This window comes from Vulcanisaeta sp. JCM 16159, from assembly GCF_001316265.1.
In the GTDB taxonomy this organism is placed as follows: Archaea; Thermoproteota; Thermoprotei; order Thermoproteales; family Thermocladiaceae; genus Vulcanisaeta.
Genome location: NZ_BBDN01000001.1, coordinates 213,664 through 230,315, shown reverse-complemented (window position 1 = coordinate 230,315; position 16,652 = coordinate 213,664). Strand labels below are relative to the sequence as shown.

The 16,652-nt window shown below is 43.8% G+C and carries 27 protein-coding genes and 1 pseudogene; 11 read left to right on the top strand and 17 right to left on the bottom strand.

All coding sequences use genetic code 11. The features are described 5' to 3' along the window. Complete coding sequence (locus tag JCM16159_RS01295; RefSeq protein WP_054856719.1) at window positions 1-720, top strand: purine-nucleoside phosphorylase; 720 nt, start codon at window positions 1-3, stop codon at window positions 718-720. On the opposite strand, the gene JCM16159_RS01290 is transcribed toward JCM16159_RS01295, so the two are convergent. Next, complete coding sequence (locus JCM16159_RS01290) at window positions 710-1,576, bottom strand: HepT-like ribonuclease domain-containing protein (RefSeq protein ID WP_054856686.1); 867 nt, start codon at window positions 1,574-1,576, stop codon at window positions 710-712. The genes JCM16159_RS01295 and JCM16159_RS01290 overlap by 11 nt on opposite strands. An 880-nt stretch (window positions 1,577-2,456) precedes the next feature. Here JCM16159_RS01290 and JCM16159_RS01280 point away from each other — a divergent pair. Then, window positions 2,457-3,176 carry a tRNA(His) guanylyltransferase Thg1 family protein gene (locus tag JCM16159_RS01280; RefSeq protein ID WP_054856718.1) on the top strand — a complete coding sequence of 240 codons (720 nt, stop codon included), beginning with the start codon at window positions 2,457-2,459 and terminating at the stop codon, window positions 3,174-3,176. A gap of 46 nt (window positions 3,177-3,222) precedes the next feature. Continuing rightward, on the top strand, window positions 3,223-3,861 hold the full coding sequence (locus tag JCM16159_RS01275) for a TenA family protein (RefSeq protein ID WP_054856684.1): 639 nt from the start codon (window positions 3,223-3,225) through the stop codon (window positions 3,859-3,861). 11 nt (window positions 3,862-3,872) lie between these two features. On the opposite strand, the gene JCM16159_RS01270 is transcribed toward JCM16159_RS01275, so the two are convergent. Next, window positions 3,873-4,310, bottom strand: coding sequence for a type II toxin-antitoxin system VapC family toxin (locus JCM16159_RS01270; protein WP_054856683.1), 438 nt, complete (start codon window positions 4,308-4,310; stop codon window positions 3,873-3,875). Continuing rightward, entirely contained in the window at window positions 4,300-4,524 is a 225-nt protein-coding gene (locus JCM16159_RS01265) for a hypothetical protein (RefSeq protein WP_054853856.1), read from the bottom strand. The genes JCM16159_RS01270 and JCM16159_RS01265 overlap by 11 nt, the downstream gene beginning before the upstream one ends. Window positions 4,525-4,645: 121 nt before the next feature. Between JCM16159_RS01265 and JCM16159_RS01260 the strand changes: the two genes are divergently transcribed. Beyond that, on the top strand, window positions 4,646-5,035 hold the full coding sequence (locus JCM16159_RS01260; RefSeq protein ID WP_054856682.1) for a hypothetical protein: 390 nt from the start codon (window positions 4,646-4,648) through the stop codon (window positions 5,033-5,035). A 15-nt stretch (window positions 5,036-5,050) separates the two neighbouring features. On the opposite strand, the gene JCM16159_RS01255 is transcribed toward JCM16159_RS01260, so the two are convergent. From JCM16159_RS01255 to JCM16159_RS18180, 4 genes are read right to left on the bottom strand one after another with little or no spacing between them, the layout of a single operon-like run. Next, complete coding sequence (locus tag JCM16159_RS01255) at window positions 5,051-5,725, bottom strand: hypothetical protein (protein WP_054856681.1); 675 nt, start codon at window positions 5,723-5,725, stop codon at window positions 5,051-5,053. An 8-nt stretch (window positions 5,726-5,733) separates the two neighbouring features. After that, window positions 5,734-6,126 (bottom strand): hypothetical protein, encoded by a 393-nt coding sequence (locus tag JCM16159_RS01250; RefSeq protein WP_054856680.1) that lies wholly within the window; start codon window positions 6,124-6,126, stop codon window positions 5,734-5,736. Window positions 6,127-6,179: 53 nt separating this feature from the next. Continuing rightward, window positions 6,180-6,515, bottom strand: a complete 336-nt coding sequence (locus JCM16159_RS01245) for a hypothetical protein (protein ID WP_054856679.1) — start codon at window positions 6,513-6,515, stop codon at window positions 6,180-6,182. Then, on the bottom strand, window positions 6,500-6,622 hold the full coding sequence (locus tag JCM16159_RS18180; RefSeq protein ID WP_367834192.1) for a hypothetical protein: 123 nt from the start codon (window positions 6,620-6,622) through the stop codon (window positions 6,500-6,502). Before JCM16159_RS18180 ends, JCM16159_RS01245 begins: the two co-directional genes overlap by 16 nt. 149 nt (window positions 6,623-6,771) lie before the next feature. Between JCM16159_RS18180 and JCM16159_RS01240 the strand changes: the two genes are divergently transcribed. Next, the gene (locus JCM16159_RS01240) at window positions 6,772-7,227 is read left to right on the top strand and encodes a hypothetical protein (protein WP_054856678.1); all 456 of its coding nucleotides are present in this window, start codon (window positions 6,772-6,774) and stop codon (window positions 7,225-7,227) included. Between the two features lie 6 nt (window positions 7,228-7,233). On the opposite strand, the gene JCM16159_RS01235 is transcribed toward JCM16159_RS01240, so the two are convergent. After that, complete coding sequence (locus tag JCM16159_RS01235) at window positions 7,234-8,058, bottom strand: DMT family transporter (RefSeq protein WP_054856677.1); 825 nt, start codon at window positions 8,056-8,058, stop codon at window positions 7,234-7,236. Between the two features lie 112 nt (window positions 8,059-8,170). Here JCM16159_RS01235 and JCM16159_RS13315 point away from each other — a divergent pair, with 112 nt between their 5' ends. From JCM16159_RS13315 to JCM16159_RS01225, 3 genes are read left to right on the top strand one after another with little or no spacing between them, the layout of a single operon-like run. Next, window positions 8,171-8,434 (top strand): hypothetical protein, encoded by a 264-nt coding sequence (locus JCM16159_RS13315; RefSeq protein WP_243665502.1) that lies wholly within the window; start codon window positions 8,171-8,173, stop codon window positions 8,432-8,434. Further along, window positions 8,425-8,751, top strand: a complete 327-nt coding sequence (locus JCM16159_RS13310) for a hypothetical protein (RefSeq protein WP_243665501.1) — start codon at window positions 8,425-8,427, stop codon at window positions 8,749-8,751. The genes JCM16159_RS13315 and JCM16159_RS13310 overlap by 10 nt, the downstream gene beginning before the upstream one ends. After that, window positions 8,751-9,389 (top strand): MBL fold metallo-hydrolase, encoded by a 639-nt coding sequence (locus JCM16159_RS01225; RefSeq protein WP_054856676.1) that lies wholly within the window; start codon window positions 8,751-8,753, stop codon window positions 9,387-9,389. The genes JCM16159_RS13310 and JCM16159_RS01225 overlap by 1 nt, the downstream gene beginning before the upstream one ends. A 277-nt stretch (window positions 9,390-9,666) precedes the next feature. Here the strand turns inward: JCM16159_RS01225 and JCM16159_RS01220 are convergent, their stop codons facing one another. Next, the gene (locus JCM16159_RS01220) at window positions 9,667-9,936 is read right to left on the bottom strand and encodes a hypothetical protein (RefSeq protein ID WP_054856675.1); all 270 of its coding nucleotides are present in this window, start codon (window positions 9,934-9,936) and stop codon (window positions 9,667-9,669) included. Between JCM16159_RS01220 and JCM16159_RS01215 the strand changes: the two genes are divergently transcribed. The 3 genes from JCM16159_RS01215 (at window position 9,935) to JCM16159_RS01205 (ending at window position 11,554) form a co-directional block, all read left to right on the top strand. After that, window positions 9,935-10,282, top strand: a complete 348-nt coding sequence (locus tag JCM16159_RS01215) for a nucleotidyltransferase family protein (protein ID WP_243665500.1) — start codon at window positions 9,935-9,937, stop codon at window positions 10,280-10,282. The two genes, JCM16159_RS01220 and JCM16159_RS01215, sit on opposite strands and share 2 nt — an antisense overlap. 120 nt (window positions 10,283-10,402) lie before the next feature. Continuing rightward, on the top strand, window positions 10,403-10,774 hold the full coding sequence (locus JCM16159_RS01210) for a DUF86 domain-containing protein (RefSeq protein WP_243665499.1): 372 nt from the start codon (window positions 10,403-10,405) through the stop codon (window positions 10,772-10,774). A 42-nt stretch (window positions 10,775-10,816) separates the two neighbouring features. Next, window positions 10,817-11,554 (top strand): creatininase family protein, encoded by a 738-nt coding sequence (locus JCM16159_RS01205; protein ID WP_054856674.1) that lies wholly within the window; start codon window positions 10,817-10,819, stop codon window positions 11,552-11,554. A gap of 40 nt (window positions 11,555-11,594) precedes the next feature. On the opposite strand, the gene JCM16159_RS01200 is transcribed toward JCM16159_RS01205, so the two are convergent. From JCM16159_RS01200 to JCM16159_RS01175, 8 genes and pseudogenes are all read right to left on the bottom strand, one after another. Beyond that, window positions 11,595-12,866: a hypothetical protein gene (locus JCM16159_RS01200; RefSeq protein ID WP_243665498.1), complete on the bottom strand. Its 1,272-nt coding sequence runs from the start codon at window positions 12,864-12,866 to the stop codon at window positions 11,595-11,597. A gap of 116 nt (window positions 12,867-12,982) precedes the next feature. Beyond that, the gene (locus JCM16159_RS13305) at window positions 12,983-13,132 is read right to left on the bottom strand and encodes a hypothetical protein (protein WP_243665497.1); all 150 of its coding nucleotides are present in this window, start codon (window positions 13,130-13,132) and stop codon (window positions 12,983-12,985) included. A 154-nt stretch (window positions 13,133-13,286) separates the two neighbouring features. Further along, a complete protein-coding gene (locus tag JCM16159_RS01195; protein ID WP_243665496.1) occupies window positions 13,287-13,682 on the bottom strand; it encodes a hypothetical protein in 396 nt (131 codons plus the stop codon). Window positions 13,683-14,106: 424 nt separating this feature from the next. Then, window positions 14,107-14,232, bottom strand: coding sequence for a hypothetical protein (locus tag JCM16159_RS18175; protein WP_367834191.1), 126 nt, complete (start codon window positions 14,230-14,232; stop codon window positions 14,107-14,109). A gap of 138 nt (window positions 14,233-14,370) precedes the next feature. Further along, window positions 14,371-14,732, bottom strand: a pseudogene (locus tag JCM16159_RS01190) (heavy metal-binding domain-containing protein). Between the two features lie 152 nt (window positions 14,733-14,884). Next, a complete protein-coding gene (locus JCM16159_RS01185; RefSeq protein WP_054856671.1) occupies window positions 14,885-15,178 on the bottom strand; it encodes a hypothetical protein in 294 nt (97 codons plus the stop codon). Continuing rightward, on the bottom strand, window positions 15,175-16,020 hold the full coding sequence (locus JCM16159_RS01180) for a hypothetical protein (RefSeq protein WP_054856670.1): 846 nt from the start codon (window positions 16,018-16,020) through the stop codon (window positions 15,175-15,177). The genes JCM16159_RS01185 and JCM16159_RS01180 overlap by 4 nt, the downstream gene beginning before the upstream one ends. Window positions 16,021-16,075: 55 nt before the next feature. After that, on the bottom strand, window positions 16,076-16,630 hold the full coding sequence (locus JCM16159_RS01175; protein ID WP_243665495.1) for a hypothetical protein: 555 nt from the start codon (window positions 16,628-16,630) through the stop codon (window positions 16,076-16,078). Between the last annotated feature and the right edge of the window lie 22 nt (window positions 16,631-16,652).

Below are 16,652 nucleotides of genomic sequence, written 5' to 3'. Positions count from 1 at the left end.
GTGCCAATACACCTGAGGGTTAATCCTGGGGATATTGCCGAGAGGGTGGTGATAGTCGGTGACCCAGAGAGGGCGAGGCAGTTAAGCGAGTTGCTCGTCGGTGCGAGGCTCGTTAATGAGAATAGGGGGTTAATAACGTACACGGGTAAGTACAATGGTATCGACATTACCGTGGCGACCCACGGAATTGGGGCTCCATCGGCTGCCATAGTGATTGAAGAGATGATAAGCATGGGCGCCAGGTTCATTGTTCGCCTTGGAACCGCAGGGGCGCTTAGGAGGGAGATAGGCATTGGCGATGTTGTCGTGCCCACGGGCTCCGCATACAACTACGGAGGAATATACACGCAGTACCTGGGCAGTTTCATAGCTTACCCAGCAATACCTGATTACCACCTAATGGGTGAGTTAGTGAGAAGTCTTGAATCGATGAATATAAAGCCCTGGGTTGGCCCGGTATACAGCAGTGACGCTTTTTACGCAGAGGAGGATCTAGTCAACGTACTTGGTTCGAGGGGCTTCCTGGGCGTTGAAATGGAGACCGCAATACTATTTCTCCTAGGTCTCATTAGGAATGTGAAGACGGCAGCGGTGCTCATAATAAGTAACAACTTGACTGAGGGCAGGGCTGGAAGGTTCTTAACAGCGAGCGAGTTAAGGGATACTGTGCTCAGGGTTGGTAAGGCTGTGTTAAATGCGTTAATTATGGTCAAGGATTAAGCACGGTATCATAGTATTGAGTAAGTCTTGGCTTAAAGTCCAGGAACTCCCTAATAGCCCTAACCTCAAAGTCAACCCTTCTTTCGGGATCCCTATCTAAGATCAAGATACCCTTGCTCACAACTTCATACGCCAGCAACAACGGCGCCTTATTAAGATATACGAGATCAACCTTCAACCCTAGCGAGTCCTCTAGGTCCATTGCCATGCTCACGAGATCCTTCCAACCTAATTCCTTGCTAGCGAATATGGCGATATCCACGTCACTTCCTGGGGACACCCTACCGATTGCCCATGAACCAAATACGTAGGCGAATAACACAGAGTTAGATCTCTCCAGTACCTGCCTAGCCCTATTAATTATGTTAATAAATCCTCTATAGCTAGTAATAGATTGATTATTATCAGGATCTATCGACCTATTTCTAACGAAATTACCAATCTCATTAATTACCCTATCTAATTCATCAACCTCACTTAAAGCCTCAATCAATCTCTCGGGATCTATCACGGCATAGCCGTGGACAAGCACATTCCTAAAGCCAATCCATAACTCAAACAACTTACCGGTTTCATCACTAAGGACATTGGCGCTCACCAATATTCTCGCAACATCCCTATACCTCTCGGGTTTACTAAGATTGAGAATTGAGCACAGTCTCATACTAACATCAATGAGGGATTCAACAGCTAAGTGTAGGTAACGCTCAACGGCACCCCTAAGCACAAAATCCCTACTTAAATCATCGACAGTCCTCACTCTATCTCTAATTGACCTTAGAATATTTACATAACTCCTAGCCATCGCCAATTTATCATTAATTAGCACACTACCACGCCAAAATTGTAACCTCATTACCCAAACTAAAAACCTTGCACATACCACCTGCAAGGACTTAATGAAGATGCGTCAGCGCGCAGGTCTTAGGTCCTCACCCATCAGATCCGTCCCCGCTTAACATCACCTACCGTTTATGATCACTAAAACCTAGTTAATAATTTTTAATTACGTAACTTAATGCATGCTTAAGTGCTATGCATTTAAAATGGTGCTACTAATGATCTTACTCGACATTTACCGCATGAGTAATGTTGCTGGTGTTGAATAATCACTAATCAAAGCCTAACTAATTCCAATATGCCGATCTTAAATCGTTACTTTAATTAATAAAGCTAGGTATCACTAGGTCACTTAGATTTATAGTTCATGTATATATAATACTACTAGGATATCTCGTGATTATTTTACCTAGGTTAAATATTAACTTGCGTATCTCTTTCGATTAGGTATGTCGTATTGAAAGGTATATTATGGTTTAAGTAATTTAAGTAATTATGGATGTTTTTATAATTAAATTTTTATATTTTTATTCGTAATTAAGCTTTTATTCGTAACGTGTATGTAATTGAATTTTCTTTTTAAATATAGTTTAGCCCATGTATTTGTTATATATGCCATCAGGAACCATAAAGCTACTGAAAGAGGCATTGTGTAGAGCGATACCAATGCAAGTTGTAGATTCTGCATGATTGTATTAAAGTTGAAGGAATTTATTTCAAGCATACCTCTCATTATCGCATTTATATTATTGTAAGCCGTAGTTATGCCTAAGTATGTTCCTTGAAATGTCATAGTCATTGATTAATTCAATAGTAAGGTAAGGAACATTTATTATTCACCGCGTTAACTATAGAGTTTAATTTTATTTGGCTTTTACAGTTAAACCGTGAGTATAATGAGTAACATAGACATGGTTAGCCTACTGACTAGTGTAAATCCCGTGGAGTTGGAGAGGGATTTTGACTCTAGGGTAGTCACTAGCATTGTTAAGCCGCCAATTGTCGTTAGACTTGATGGGGCTGGCTTCGGTAAGGCACTTAGGGACTTTAATTGGCCCAGGGATGAGAGGGTCCATAGGGCATTGATTAAGGCTGCCGTTGAATTAATGAGGGCCTTCTCCGGCGAGTACTCGCTAGTGATTAGCGATGAGATTAATGTCTTCCTCCTTAGTTATGTACCGTTTAATGGACGTGAGTACAAGCTGATCAGTTCAATGGCAGGCCTCGCCTCAGCCATGGTTAGTAATGCCCTTGGTAGGGTCCTTTACTTCGATGCCAGGGTTATACCACTCAATGATAATTGCCGTGACGTTGCCAGGTACATGCTTTATCGCGTTAGGGTTGGCTTCAATAATTACCATATCGAGATAGCCCAAAGGAGTGGAGTGGTTCCGCCGGAAAGTACTCCACACATAGACGAGGTTGTCAGGGCATTGGGGGGTCCGAGACTCACCTGGGAGTCCCTGGGCACGTGCCTAGCCAGGGCTAGGGTGGAGCTTGAGGGCATTGACAGGAGGAGCGGTGAAAGGATTAAGTATGTTAGGAAGAGGATTATTGAGAGAAACCCAATCGATGTCATTAATGAACTTAGCAGGTGTGGTCCTAATGTTCAATAAACCTGTTAATAATATTTAATAACCAGATAATTATGGAATTAATCATATGGTTAGTACCCACGAGAGGCTCAGGGAATTAGTGGGTGATTTATGGAGTAAATACACTAGGCATGAGTTCGTTGAGAAGCTTAGGGATGGTTCACTATCAATGGACGTCTTTAGGTATTACCTAATCCAGGACACGAAGTACGTGAGGGAAATGCAGAAGGCCGTGATTGAGGCGGCGAGTAGGGCTCCGCTTAATGAGGCCATTGACGTGTTAACGGCGGTATTCAGCAATGTGGAGAGGGGTGCGGAGGTTCATGAGAGGTTGTTCCGCGACTTATCAATAACCGAGGAGGAGATTAATAATACAGGATTTAACCTTGTTAATTACGCATACACAAGGCACCTGCATTACTACGCATCGCTAGGTTGGCCACAATTCCTCGCCGCCTGGGCCCCATGCATGTGGGGCTATAACGAAATTGGTAAATACGTGCTCGGGACTAAAAACGCATTATTTAATGCGTGGGCCGAGTTCTATGCCTCAAACGAATATTGGTCTAGGGTTGAGGTGATCCTAAGGACATTAGATAAGTACGAGATAACGCCGGAGATTGAGAGGGCCTTTAGGGATAGTGTGAATTTCGAGATAATGTTTTGGGAAGCATCGCTTAAGAAGGACCCAACAATACTTTACTGAAATGTTCAGCGTCACGGGGCATAATCAATTACGTGCTTCACATATTGATTATCACCTAACGACTTCACTAATGCATTATCAGCTGTGTACATGACCGTGTTAAGTCTCATGGCTAGGTCCACGTATATGGCGTCATATATCGAAATGCCGTACTTAATAGATAACTCGCTCGCGCTAATTACTGAGTCCCACGTAACATTATAAACACGTAATAAACTATTACTCAATAAGTCCAGGGCTCTCCTCATATAATCCTCACTTATTAATTTACGTAGATAATACTTCCTCAGGGCGCTGGCTACCTCGGCGATGGCTATTGATGGTATAGCGACCGTGATGTGGCCATTAAGATGGTCAATACGTATCCTCTCGGCATAGTCGCTGTAATCCTCCTTAATAACCCACTTAACTATAACGCTTGCATCACATACGATCTGCCTACCTGGCATTCCTATCCTCCCTAATGAATTCTACGGCAAGGTTACCCCTTATCAGCGGTGAATCCCTCAAAAGCTCCTCGTACCTAGCCTCAAGCCTCTTCGCCAATTCCTCACGAACCCTCCTCTCAAGGAATTCCCTAATCTCCCTCGAGTAGTCAATACCAAGCCTATCCAACTCCTCCTTCAACCACCTGGGTATCCTAACAGACAGTACTACACTCATTGTAAACTATTAATTGAATACGATTATAAGGCTTACTGTCAATAAATACTGCAGATGTATTCGTTATTCAAACGCCCTAGAAATAAGGCTTAAATTAAGACTTGAGGCCAATTTAATAAGTATGGACCTAAGCGAGTTAATGAGCCTACTCCTCAGTAAGGGTGTGGACTACGTTATTGTTCAATTACCCAATTGGATTAGTAGGAAGGAGGTCTCGAGGGAGGATGCGGAGTTCATACTCATGTACGCAATGATGAATAGACTCGATGAAATGAGCAAGAAAATTGATGGATTAGGTAATAAGATAGATGAGTTAGGTAAGAAAATTGACGTCAGACTTGACGAATTAAGTAGAAAGATCGATGACTTACGTAAGGAGGTGGTCGACAGACTCGACCTGATAAGCAATCAGTTGAGGGTCTTGAACTCAAACATAGCCGCGACGTACGAATTAACGTCGAAGGTAATGACTAGGTTGATGGAGAGTAGTATCGCACCTGCACGTACATAATGCGTAAGACGAGTATTAACCGCCACAGAACTGGTTCGTGTATTGGTTCTCAAAGCCCGTCACCTGGGCTCCGGAGCTTGGGAATCCGCTGGGCATTTCGTATTGGCCGTAATTGCTAGGTATCATTCCTGGGCATGAATTCATGGTTATTGCGTAGGCGGTGTAACTTGGTGAGGATAAACTTGTTGGTGAGATCCACTCACCGAGGTTATTATCGTAAAAGGCAATATCATACACAAGGACATAGCCTAGGCTTATGATCGCCAGGTTAGACACTCCGCTGGAATATGAGGGCCTCTCGTTGATGCATTGAGCCCAAACAAAGTAATTGGCGTAATTATTAATATAGGCGTTGATTGAATAACCATTGGTGGTGCCGTTAGGGTAATTAATAATGAAATCAACAAACCAATCCTGTTGATCGCCCGAGGTTGATCCCTCGTACGACACTAATATGTACAGTAGTGAGTAGGGTGTTGGTAAATAGGGGGAAGATACGGGTTGGCCTTGGTAAGTCGGGTAGGCAGCCCATTCCAACTCGTCGAGACATTGATCATATATGCCCTGGAAGTAAACATTGAATGGCCCCCAGTTCGATGAAAACAAACCATTGGGTGGATCTAGCCCAACCCAATAGGCTATACTACTTGATAATGAGCAACTGGCATTAGCGACCGTGAACCACGCCATAGCCGCAGTTAAGTCATCACCACTACTAATACTGACTGAATAGCCAGCCAGTTACTGAGTGACGCATTCTCAATGGTGTATTCAATATTGTTTAGGGCTAAGACCTTTGTTCTTGGTATGAGCCTTACACTTATTATGATAGAGCCATTTTGATACTGGATATTAGCAATTATTATACCGATTCTCGTACCGTTTTCTGAGAGTGCATTAAACACGAACTCATAACCAATACTAATGGCGACATAATCATTACCTTTAAAATGACCGGACCAGTAAATACCGTAGGACGCCAGCCTAACATGACCATTACCCAAGTAGCTCTTAATCTGGGGTATCACGGTGAAGTAGTAGATCAGTATCTTACTTAGGCATTGGCTCACCGTTAACCTACCAAGCCTCATATTCAACGTTTCATTGGTTATACTGTTCATAATCTTCGAGATCATGAGACCCCTCATGAAAGTACTCGTTGAGTTTGGGATTCGAATCGTGACATTAATAATGAAGGGTAATGTTGGGCAAAGGTTATTACCTGCGGGAATTGGTAATACTTACCAGTCTGATTATAACCGACCACCGCCATTGCGGCCTCGGTTATAACGGCATACACAGTGTATCTACTCCCATTAAGATTAACGGTCTCCACCATGTTGAGGGTGTATGGGCTGAATCCATAGTGATGGAACATGTATAGTGGGTCCTGCACGGTTATATTAACCAACTCGCCATTAACAATGATTAGTGGGTTGAGGAGTTGCTGCCTTGGTATGTTAATTACCACACCAACCATGAACCTGCTGGGAATGGCTCGCTTTGTATGTTCAGTAAGGTGATCAACGTTAGTACTAGGACCGTGCCAACGACAATGAATACCACAGTTAAGGTCTTAATGCTCATGTCAACTTACAATTCATGATTAAACCTAAGATATAAAATTTATTCCTAATGACTGTATCCTTACTAACGTTTTTTTTCTCGTCAACCGTGGCTATATTTTTCAATTAAGAATAATGTTTATTAAGGGGAATTGAAACTTAATAATCACGATGAGTGAGGGGTTGAGTGAAACAGTAACGATAATAATACTCGTGGCTGTGGCCATAACATTAACCATAGCAATAGCGGTTTGGGTATTTGGGATAGCCGGCAATGCATCAAGGTCGTTTGGCGTTAGGGTAATGATTGAGGGCCCAAGCATGTCACAGAATAACGCGACATTTATAATCATTAATTCAGGCACGGAATACGTAGAACTGGCATACATCATAATCAACAATGTCGACTTCGTGTCAAGCAATAGATGCGCCATACCGCCTGGGAACTCAGCGCTATTAACCATAATTAGTAATGGGACGCATTACGTAGGCGCGGCGTTGAGGGTTGGGAATTGTACCGTGAATTACAACGGTGATTCGAGGATCTACGGTATAAATACTGCAGAGGCTGTGTTCACAAACGGTCAGCAGGTTCTTTACGAAACACTGAACCTACAGGGTCAATGAGATTCACTAGGCCCTTAACTGCGATATTAGGACGCCGGTGAGTGTTATTGCCGAGCCTATTACCTCCATCTCCGTAGGGGCCTTACCAAGTATTAATAGAGCGAACAAATATGCAGATGCAGGTACGAGTATTGAAATTGAACTAGCGGTCACGGGGCCAAGGTCCTTAACACCCAAGAACCACAGTAGAAAACCAGCTACCTGAGCCACTAGCGCCACGAGTATTCCCCACGCTATGGCATCTAGTGATAATGCCATGTATGGATTAATGAGTAACGTTGGTGAGGCTATTAATGCTGAGATCACCGCCATTGACGCATTCAATCTAATGAGATTCTCCTTAGCGAGGTTTCTCCTGTAGTAATGGGTGCCTAAAGCCCATATGAAACCACCGAGGATTGCAATTGCATCACCAATATCGAAATTATAGACACCAACTGCTATTAATAAGCCGATGAATGCTAGTATGATGCCGATTACCTGCAACATTGTTGGTCTCTCGCCATATAGTATTATTGATAGTATTAGCACAAAGATTGGCTGCGTATAAACAAGCACCGAGACCAGGGCTGGATTCAGGCTATACTCAATGGCTAGGTTCAGAAAGACCACGAATAAAGCTCCGTTGAGTAATGCGTTGATTACGTACTTACGACTTATCGTTAATCCCCTGCCAATTAGGAGTAGTACCAATCCACCAAAGACGAACCTATACATTGTGAGTACGAAGGGCGACATGTAGTGCATTGCCATCTTGGAAATAGAGTATGAGGAACCCCACACAATTAAAACGCCAATCATTGCCAAGTACCCGCGCAATTTACTGTCCATAACTCAATCACGAGGATAGCGTGGATTATTAAAGGATTACTTAGCGGTTCAATAAAAGGCGGGGATTCACGGTTCATAAGGTATTTAAAATACATAGTGAGAATATGGCAGTATGGGCATAGACGCAAAGACTCTTGGTAGGCTTGTTTGGTTTTATGTCGGTTTTGTTATTGTGAATTTTGCGTCATTGCTATGGCTTTTCATAACTAGTTACCTAACCATATACACGGACATACCACTGCCATACTTCATGCTCTACATACCCAGCAACATAGCAATGCTGGCTCTGATCACTCTAGTGTTAATACTAGGCCTATACACGTACCTCGGCGTTATGCTTGTGCGTAGCGGCTTGATAGGGGTTACGTGCCCATAGCGTTTACGGCAGCTATGATAATAGGCCTAGTCCTACTATTGACTAGGCAGTTCATAGCCTCAGTGATATCCCTAATAATTGCCCTGGCGCTAATGATTGGTAGTTACGGCGTACTAACCAGCATTGCAACGCATAGGGCTTCAAGGTACATGTGGTTAGTGAGCACGATGCTGATTATTGCAGCTATAATATTAATACTCGTCAATAGGTCGGTCATTAATTACGTGGGAGCAGCAATACAATCACTATCAATACTCGCCTGTGCAATTGAGGTGTGGTCAATAATGGGTAAGCCAAGCCAAAGGCAGGGATCCTAATGCTCACCGTGGAGGTAGTAATTGTTGGACCCCTTGAAACCAACTGCTACCTTGTATGTGATGATAGTTCCTGCGTGATAATTGACCCTGGTGATGAGGCTGAGACAATACTAAACGCCCTAGGCAATAGGAAGATGTTAGCCGTGATAGCCACGCATCTTCACTTCGACCACGTGGGTGCAGTTAAAGAATTGACTAATGGCCTAGGCGTCCCATTCATGGTTCATAAGCTTGATTGGGAATTAAGGGATATATTCAATGAATTAGCCACCGAGTGGGGATTCACGAGACCGGAACTCCCGGAGCCCGTGTTCATTGATGAGGGATCAAAACTACCGCTTAACTTAAAGGTTATGCACACTCCAGGGCATACGCCTGGCTCAGTCTCAATAATTGGCGATGGCTTCGTAATCACCGGAGACACATTATTCGCTGGTAGTGTTGGTAGGACCGACCTACCGGGAGGCGACATGAATAGGCTCAGGAATTCCGTGTGCAGGCTATACAGGGAACTACCCGATAACTTCATTGTCTACCCAGGCCATGGACCATCAACCACAATTGGCGAAGAGAAGCTCAGTAACCTGGTAATACCCATGGAGGCGTGCTTGGGTGAGGGCAGGGCGCAATTCATATGAACACCCGGTGTAAAAAAAGTCCCGCAATGAGAAGGACCACTATGCCCAGGCAAATAGGCAGGGCACGCATGATCACCCTGGCAATATTCTCAATGGCAGTCCTCTCAATAACCCTGGCAATCCTAGCCCAAACACAGTAACATCGGAGCGGTAGAGTCTCTGCCTAAGTCTATACGGTCCGTCGTCTAGACTGGTCTAGGATGGCGGCCCTACCTATACCCATGGCCTGGCTCTACTGTGTGTCAGCTGAGCGCCGCTGAGTAGGTTCATTGTTTGATTAAAGCGTTCTGAGTAATTCCTTAACCTTACCTATTACATCATCGATATTTATTACTGAGCCCTGGCTTAGGACTGGCCATAACTCCTTCACCGTCGGTAACTTATCTGATAATCGCATTATGGCGCTCGTCACTGGCTGGTCCGTCCAATGGCCTATCCTCACCGCATCCTGAGCCTCGGGTAGTCCCTCCCTAATTGCCAATGCCTTGACTGCGTAGTTGAATGCCCTCTTTAAATCATCAATTGGATAGGTGCTGGTCCTCGCCATGCCTAGCTCGTGCCCCGCACCGAGTATCTACGCGTCTACGTCGTTGAGATTAGAGACCCTTGATAAGTTAAGGAGGTTTCCATGGAGTAACTACGGCATTTACTATGCTGTTCTCTTTGGTTCCATAGTTAGGAGGGGTTTTGGTGAGGATGCCGATATTGCGGTGGAGTTCATGAGAGACCTTGACCTAGGTAGGTATTCACGGTTACTCTTTGACCTATTTGATTACCTGGATACGGATAAGGTGGATCTAGTGCCCATTGGTGACAATACTGATTGTTACCTGATTCATGAGGTTTTTAGTGATGGTGTAATACTGTACATGGCGGGTGATGATGCTTGTTGAGGATGCATAGGAGGGCCTCTATTTGTGAGGACTTCCTCATTGATGTCAGGAAGTTGGACCTAGTGGTTAATGCGGGTAAGGCGTTGGTGATGAGATGGCGATCCTAAATGAGTTGAGGATATGACTAGGAAGCTCGATGAACTGGTTGACCGTGGCTATGACCTAAACAGTTGGCGAGACCAACTGGCGTCAATGCACGCACTCCAGGTTCAGGCCTTCATTGACCTGTGCCAGCGGTTGTTGTCGAACATGGGCATTACGGTCGAGGATTACTCAGGAATTGCCAGGAGGTTAAGGGAGATGGGCTTAGTGATGGGTGAGGAGGAAATCCCGGTCAAGTCGTTGGTGGGCTTTAGGAATGTGGTGGTTCACGGTTACGCCAAGTTAGATCTCAACGTGGTCGATAAGGTACTCAAGTCGAGGGATTATAGGAGGGTCCTCGAGCTAGCCCTGGCGCTTAGGGATAGGGCTAGGCAGTATTGGGACCCCTAACTCCAGGGTATTGCATTTAAGGCATTGCCAAATCACTAATTAATGCGTTGGTGGGAACTCACCTGGCCTGAGTTCGAGAAGGTGGATAAAACAGTAGCCCTACTACCGACTGGCATTGTCGAGGCCCATGGTCCACACTTACCGCTTGGTACGGATGCGTTAATGGCTACGTACATAGCCGAGGAGGCCGCCAAGAGGACAAATGCACTCCTACTACCCACTGTTTGGTATGGGAATACGTACGTACTCGATAAGTTCCCAGGAACAATATCCATAAGTAATGAGACGCTATATATGCTGTACAGGGATATATTCAGGGAAGTCGCCAGAAACGGCGTTAGGTACCTAGTCGTAATCAATGGGCACGGAGGTAACGTAGACGCCTTAAGCATGGCGGCTAAGGACGTGGCCAAGGAAACGAACCTAGTCATAATAATCATTAATTGGTGGATAGACCTGGCAAAGGAAGCCAGGAAGAAGGTCCTTGAGACGCCGGAAGGCCATGCCGCCGAGGACGAGACCAGCGAGGTATGGGCCGCATACCCAGACCTAGTCAAGTGGGTACCCAGGGATGGCTCGGCTGATGAGTGGGTCGAGGCCAGGTTTAGGATTTACGGGAAGGAGGTCTATGCGCAGGAGTACACGAAGGCCGTGCAGGGGTACCCATCAAGGGCAAGCCAGGAAAAGGGCAGGGCAATACTCGAAGCAGCAATAGACGAAGTCGTCCAGCTAATAAATGATTTAAGAAACGGAAAACTACCAATAACAAAGGTTAAGTAGGGACGATCTATGAATGACCATCCTGTAGGGGTATTAAATGTTATTGAGGCATGTTTAATATTGGTAATAGAATGTGATGAGCCATCTGGCATTCACCACCTAGGTAATAATTTGATTCATTAATGATTATACCGATTGGGTATATAAGTATTGGTTGTGGGCCAGTTATTGGCAGTGGATTGCCAATTATTGTTATGTAAAAATTAGTATTCCTAGGAACAATTATCAGGGCACCTAGGTTGTTATAGCCATATGATATCATGGTCGCGGCATCATTGTTTATAGCATTCGTTATGTATTGATTATTGTCAAACGCGTTTAAGACATACACACCAATTACTAAGGAGAGGATTGTAGAATCTAGATTAATTACATGGTTAGGCATTGACGTATACATTACCCACCAGGGAAAGTAATATCTAATAGATGTTAGGTCTATGGCGGGCGGAATTGCTTGCGAGCAATTATTAGTAAGGCCCTTACCCAGACTATTGATTATTATTAAATGCCCCTTATTACGTAATATTTCGCTGAACATTCGCGTTAATGATCCATTACCGATGTCTAGGTAGGTGTTGAGCCTTATCGTTGAGTAACTTATATCAAGGAGGGCTGGTGCTAAGGCCATGGTGCCGTTTATCCAAGCATTTACCTGAGAGATGCCGAATGAATTCACTCTGTATAGCTGAAAGGATACGTTTGCCATGTATGAAGGTATGCCATAATATACAAAGCCCTGATGCGGAACGAAGTACTGCACTATGGGAGGTTCATTTTCGGTTTTAGAAAACATGGTGTTGCTAATAATGATGCCACTGGAAGGTGAGAGTACGTAATAAGTGCCTTGTATAAAGTAAGTAGGTCCTATGGATATTAGGCTTCCGTTTTCATTAAGGATATTATATATCCCGCTATTGCTTATGTATGACCCAACGCTAATTGAGGCGAGGAATAAATTCTTTACGGCATTTATACCCCAACCAACAAATATTAACGGTACGCCACCACTAAATATGCGATATTGCTTAAGCACCCAAACGTAAATATCCTTATTCGTATTTACGGTATTTACCGTTAATGACTTTACATCGTTAAAGTTAACATACAAATTAATTTCCACAGGCCTCTCCGTTACTACCCATGCCGGATTGTACGGTATTGCAATTACGGCTGTCCTAACGATATCGCCGACGCCATAAGTTATGAAGGCAATTAATGAGGGTCTAATCGAATCTCCGTAATCCCTAAGCCACACATCTCCAATACTAATAAGCCCGTTATCTCCCGCCTTAACGAAAAGATGCCGATCCAAGTCAATACTAACAGAGCCAAATCCCCGGTAATAACCAAGTAGGTAGATCTCAGTTGGGGTGTATGCATATAGTGTTACGATGATTGATGCGGGTATGCCATTGATGGTTCCATGTATTAATAGGGTTGGCCTCTAATGGGTAGTTTATAATAATTGATTTCGTAATTGGAACCAGAGATCTCCATAATAGGCTTATTTACAATGATCCCAATGCTCATGAAAATCACCAGTATCAACGCCATCATTGCCATATTGAGTATGACCATGGTAGCATTAACACTATGTAAAGCCATACTAACCGCTTAAATTAATGGTCTCTAAGTTAATAAATGTTCTAATACGTTAAGTTCAATAACCAAGTCCATAGGTATTGCCCGATCTCAACGCAGAATATAACTCCCCACATTAGTATTCCTAAATTCAGGGATACCTTCTCCATTCTAATAGCGATAATGCAAGAATGATAAAACCAGACGCGGTGAGGAGACTACCCATCACATTAAACCTCATTATGAAGAACGTAACACCCATTGAAATAACCAGGATACTGAGCATGAAAGCCCTGTACTGACTAAACACAGAACTTCTAAAGAGTATGTTCATGTAGATCAAGGCTAATACCACAAGTAGGATTATGGTGATAATGTAATATATGCCGTATGACGGGATTGAATATAGGCCGGCTATAATCACCGCAAATATCACGCCAATATTCAAAAATAACATCACAAGCATAAAGTATGTGAAATAACGATAATTATTGATGATCCTGTCAACCTTATTGATGAAGCAATAATCATATAGGAGATAGAACAAGAGACCTACACCAACCGTTATGAGAGACATTATTATTAGAGGTAATAATGATGAGGGATAGAAGTATACCAAAGATCTCACGGTATTCATAATCAAATAAAGCATTGAGATGAACAGTGCGAAAATGAGCACAGCAAGAAGTGCGATTTCATAACGCCCGGCTTGAGTATTGACATCAGGGCATTTAGGCATATTGGTATATGGTATTAACTAAAAAAATCATTTAAAATGTTTAGTCACAAATCTAAAAGGAAAGTAGGTATTTTGCATTAATGATTTCTCAATGGTTCATTTCATAATTCGCTCATTAAATGCCGTCATATCGAAATAATTAAGTGCGTAATTAATTAGCTTTGACCTCAATAACTCAATTACTATAGTCCTGGCTTCATTGAATACGGTTACTGCTGTCTTATTTAATACGCTAATCGCCGGAAATCCATTGGGTAATAGACATAGTTATTTCGGTTACGTCGCTACTCGTGCATATCCCGATCATTATCTGCCCTGTCTCCCTAGTCTCCTTACTAGCTATTTCATAGCAGTACACGGTCTTTTCACGCTATTTCGTAGAATTCACGTAATTTACATATGTAATGATTAAGTAATCGACGCTAAATTCCTCAGAGACTATGCCAGCATTAACATTAGATAAACAGGTTAAAGCTAATTCTGTTCTAGAATCATTCTAATATAACGTGTCCAGAGCCTGTTCAGGTTCCACAATAACCGCTGTGCCGTAGGCTATTATTTCATCCATGTACTCACTGATCTCATTACTATCGAGCCTGAAGCTAATAACGGCGTTAGCGCCAAGCTACTTAGCATGTTGAATCATCCTCTCAATAGCCTGCCTCCTGGCCTGCTCTGCTAACTCGGTGAATTCCCTAATCTCACCACCAGCCAAGGCCCTTAAACCCGCAAGAAACCTACCACCAAGGCCCCTCGACCTCACCGTAATGCCAGGGCAACACCCAAAACCCTCACTATCCTATACCCAGGAATGTAGGGTGAAGTAACAACTATGACATCACTTTCCCTAATCGCCATCGCCTGTGTATCAATACGAAATATTAAAGCTTTATTGTAATCCCGTTTAATCATTACGGATCCCTAAAAGGCCAAGTAAGGGAGTATACAAGCAAGTCAAGCAGTATTGATTTTAGAGATGTGGATTCCGCTGCATTATGCCGCACCTACACTTAGTTAGGGGCATTTAGCATTATTACGTTGGGGCAGTTATAATACGGTGAGTAGTTGTAAGATATTCCATTGACCCATGACCCACTTGGCGCATTTGTCTGTGATGCCGAGAACCAAAAGCTCACATTATTTGGACTGACAATCATGCCTGATGACGCAGGCATAACTCCTATCATCCAGTCCATGTTAGCCCAAGCATCCCAACACAGCGTCTTAACCTCAGCGTTAAATGGCACATAAACCCAGTAGGTATTGCCAATTGAGAAATTGGGCATGGCTAACTCCCCAATCATGCCTGGACCACCGACAATGAAACCATTAATGAAGTCGGCATTGCTTGATAGGTCGAGAGGACCGAAGCTATAGTAAAAGTCCCATGTATAGTTATTTGCATCAAGCCCGTAGGCCGAGGCTGGTGGTAAGTACTTACGCTAATACCCTCGGATGCCCCACCTATTGATGGTAGTGTATACTCAACAAAGATGCTAGCGGACTCATAACCTATACTAAACCCAAAGGATAGTGAACCATATGACGACCGTGGTGTGGGTGAGTACCCACTGCTCGTGGTTATGATAAACGAGTTGGTTAAGCCGTTTACGTAATCCTCATAACTGGCATATAGGTCAAAGCCACCAATTAAGTTACTCAGTAGCCCAGGCCCTGGCACGACGAGTCTATTGGCAACCCAGGAATTACCGCCTGATGGGGTCATCACGTAGGCAACATCACCTATTAACTCAATGGGTATGTTAGGCGGTGTATCCGTGTAAAACTGCGTGGTGTTGAGGATCAAAATGCAGGAGTCATAGTAGAAGGTGTCACCGTAATTGTCCTGCACCGCAGCGATGCCGAGGTTATGATTCAAAATAACGGTTTGCGTTGCCTCACTGGCTAATGCCTGGGCACCCCATATGAATATGTACTTACCACCACCGTATACGCCCTCCGAACCACTTGGTGAATTTAATAGGCTTAGCCAGGTTGTGTAGCAGGGGTCCGTATTCTCGTAACCTGGGTCCGAAATGCTTAATGGGGTTGTGGCTATGCCGTATCTGCCAGTGGACATTAACCATGCAATCATTAAGCCGGGCATATCATGCATGCTCAATGGGCCCACTATCAATGCCGTCACCCCACCACGCTATAAACGAAGCCCGCAATTAACGTGTAGTTTGTCGTTATGGGCATTACTGGTATGCAATTAAATACTGATTAACTGGGTATGGAAATGAATTAACGCTTGTGAAGCCGCTAACCTCGACACCGCCGGCCCTGGCAAGAGAAAACGCTAAGATCAACTCGGCAATGGGTAAAGAGCTCCTATTGACGCTTATCAAGACTAAATCACCGCGCCTAAACAAGTTTACTAAGGTATTAATAGCAGGACTAGCGGCATTAACCATAGTTCTATTAATTAAGTAAAGCAGTGGCCTTATCGCTGACCAATCAATAACCACAATGCTGTTGTTTGGTAGGCTTGGTAGTTCATTAATGGTTATGGGCTTGATCAGTGACTGATTTATGCCGATGCTGATTAGTTTCTGCGTGAGTGTTGTTGGTCCGACTACGTATATTGGCGTGTTAATGACTATTGGGGTTGGTTCATTAACCACGCCAAGGCCAGCCTCACCAACCCTGTTCACGGCCTTATTCACGGACCTACCAACGAAGTGGATTGTCAGCACAGACGCCAAAACCAACACAAGCACGACTACAACCAACCACCTCGTCCTTAGGCCCATAACCATCAGCTTTACTTAATTC